The sequence below is a fragment of the Actinomycetota bacterium genome, assembly GCA_018830725.1.
Classification (GTDB): domain Bacteria; phylum Actinomycetota; class Humimicrobiia; order JAHJRV01; family JAHJRV01; genus JAHJRV01.
Map to the genome: position 1 here is coordinate 1 of JAHJRV010000063.1, position 2,482 is coordinate 2,482.

Here is a 2,482-nt window from a genome sequence, read left to right on the forward strand (position 1 = left end):
TAATTTTTCTATGGAAAAACCAGGCGGAAATCCTAATCGGTGTCTTTCTAATAACTCAGGTTTTGATAAAATATCAAAAAGTAACCCATCTGCAACTATCTTCCCACTATCTATAATAACTACTCTATCACATAATAAGGCTGCATAGGGTATATCATGAGTAACAATCAATTTTGTTTTTAATAAGGAAATAAGTATCTTTGCAAACCTTAATTGAGAATTATGATCTAAATTACTACTGGGTTCATCTATAGCAATAATATCAGGATTCATAGATAAAATAGTAGCAATAGCTACTCTCTTTTTTTGACCATAACTAAGGTGAAAAGCATTGTGATTTTCGTATCCGTTCATCTCAACTTTTAAAAGAGCATCATTTACTCTTCTTTCTATTTCCACTTCTTTTAATCTTAAATTCATTGGACCAAAAGCAACATCCTCATAAACAGTAGAACAGAATAGTTGATCATCCGGATTTTGAAAGACAAGACCCACTTTCTTTCTAACATCTCTTAGGTTTGACGAATTAATTTCTGTACCAAATATTTTAACTAAACCATTACCCTTTAATAATCCATTTAAATTAAGTAACAATGTACTTTTTCCTGCTCCATTTGGACCAATTATGGCTAAAGATTCACCTTCACAAACTTTCAAACTTACATCTTTTAAAGCTTCTGTTCCATCAGGATAAGTAAAACTTAAATTTTTAATTTCTATAGCAATATTTTTATTTTCATACATAAATTTTCACCTTAATAAAAACGTCAATATTTAGTGAACCATGTCATTGCGAGTGAGTTCCTTCTCTTTCACTTAGAATAAATTCTGCAAACTCACACACTTTAGATTATTTAATTGCATATAGCCTTCACAATTACACATGATTTACTGGGTTTTTATATAAAATTTCTCAAAATTTAAGTTTATCTTGTAAAAAACATTGTTAGAACTAAAATTATAGAGAAAATACTTAAATAAAGCCAATCAATCCATCCAATTTTGTATTTATAGTTTAAGATAAGATCACCATTATATCCCCTGGATAACATAGTAAGGTAAACCCTCTCTCCCCTCTCATAGCTTCTCAAGAAAAGGTTTGCGATCATAGTCCCTATTACTTTAGATTGCAAAATCCATTTACCTCTATAATTTCTTGCATTTCTTGCTCTTACCATTCTTTGGACCTCATCAACTATGATAAAAACATACCTATACATGAAAGATGCTATATTCGTAAAAATTGAAGGCACTCTCAATTTCCTGAAACCCAATAGAAGTTGTGAAAAGGGAGTTGTTGAAGAAAGAAGTACGAGAGCGATGATACTCAAGAAGCTCTTCAATACAACATTCACTATCACAAGAACTGAATTTATATTGTAAAATTCGCCACTAAGATTCCGCAAGATACCCAAATTGTAAGAACCTGAGTATTCATTCTTACTAATAAAAGGAGAAAATATAATAATAAATAAAATGAATGGTAATACAATGACAAATCTTTTTAATACAAAATTGATCGGAATTTTAGAAATTATCAGAATGATGAGCTCAATCAAAAAATAAATCAAGAAAGCCCAAAGAAAAATTGGTGATGTAGTCATAACTACAATCAAAAAAAATATTGTAGTTATAATCTTGACTCTGGGATCGAGTTTATGTATGAAACTATCTAAACTGCTATATTTATCTAAAAAAGAATGTTTCATTTTATTAAATAAGTAATACCTTTAAATTAAAATTAAATATTCACTCAAAGCTGTCATTGCGAGAAGCAAGATTCTGGATTTTAAACCTATTTATTTTTTAATAATAATTAATTTTGCTATCAGCCATCCTATTATAACTGTTATTAGAGTGCCAACTAGTCCAGCAATTGAAGTTGCAATTGCTTCATTGCTTATACCAGGGAATGCATAATCAGGTATTGGAGAAAATCTCCATACACCTTCCTCAAGAGCTTTCTCAATAAATCCTTTATCCTCTGCTACTTTCTCTAATCCATCAGGCGAAGGTGATGCAAATGGTGATATGAATATTGCCAAAATTAATGCGACTATCAAACTTAATAATACAAAGGTTTTTATCTTCTTTCCCACATCTTCTCCTTTAAATTTAATTATAAAATATTTAATATAAAATATTTTTTTATAAATAATAAAAAATGATTGAATCTTGATCCATACAATCATTACAATCCTAAAATTACGATCCTAAAAATTTATTAGCCTTTTTTAAATTAAATAATAATTTATTTTTAAAAGGTCTCCTTAGATTGTTGGTTTCTTAAGTTATTAATTCCATAACTTCCTGATTCCTCATATTTCTGATATTCTCTTATCAAATCTGGTCTTACATTCATGACCCCAACCAAAACTACTGATGTAATAATTGCTTCACCGATACCTATTAAAGCATGAACTCCAGCCATTGCTGGTAATGCTACATTTAGTGGGCTAGTTCCTGAAATAGACAACTCTAA

4 protein-coding genes are annotated in these 2,482 nt (G+C 29.4%); all 4 read right to left on the reverse strand.

Annotated elements, in window-relative coordinates; genetic code table 11:
* Window positions 1-744, reverse strand: a 744-nt coding sequence (locus KKC53_03050; protein MBU2598142.1) for an energy-coupling factor ABC transporter ATP-binding protein, incomplete at its 3' end; no start/stop codon positions are given.
* Between the two features lie 182 nt (window positions 745-926).
* Window positions 927-1,709, reverse strand: a complete 783-nt coding sequence (cbiQ, locus tag KKC53_03055) for a cobalt ECF transporter T component CbiQ (GenBank protein ID MBU2598143.1) — start codon at window positions 1,707-1,709, stop codon at window positions 927-929.
* Between the two features lie 90 nt (window positions 1,710-1,799).
* The gene (locus tag KKC53_03060; GenBank protein MBU2598144.1) at window positions 1,800-2,192 is read right to left on the reverse strand and encodes a PDGLE domain-containing protein; all 393 of its coding nucleotides are present in this window, start codon (window positions 2,190-2,192) and stop codon (window positions 1,800-1,802) included.
* Window positions 2,193-2,257: 65 nt separating this feature from the next.
* On the reverse strand, window positions 2,258-2,482 hold a 225-nt coding region (locus KKC53_03065), incomplete at its 5' end, for an energy-coupling factor ABC transporter permease (GenBank protein MBU2598145.1).

What these genes read in the sequence shown, in the direction of transcription:
- cbiQ (MBU2598143.1), bottom strand. Translation starts at nt 1,709, where the DNA reads ATGAAACATTCTTTTTTAGATAAATATAGCAGTTTAGATAGTTTCATA.
- KKC53_03060 (MBU2598144.1), bottom strand. Translation starts at nt 2,192, where the DNA reads ATGATTGTATGGATCAAGATTCAATCATTTTTTATTATTTATAAAAAA.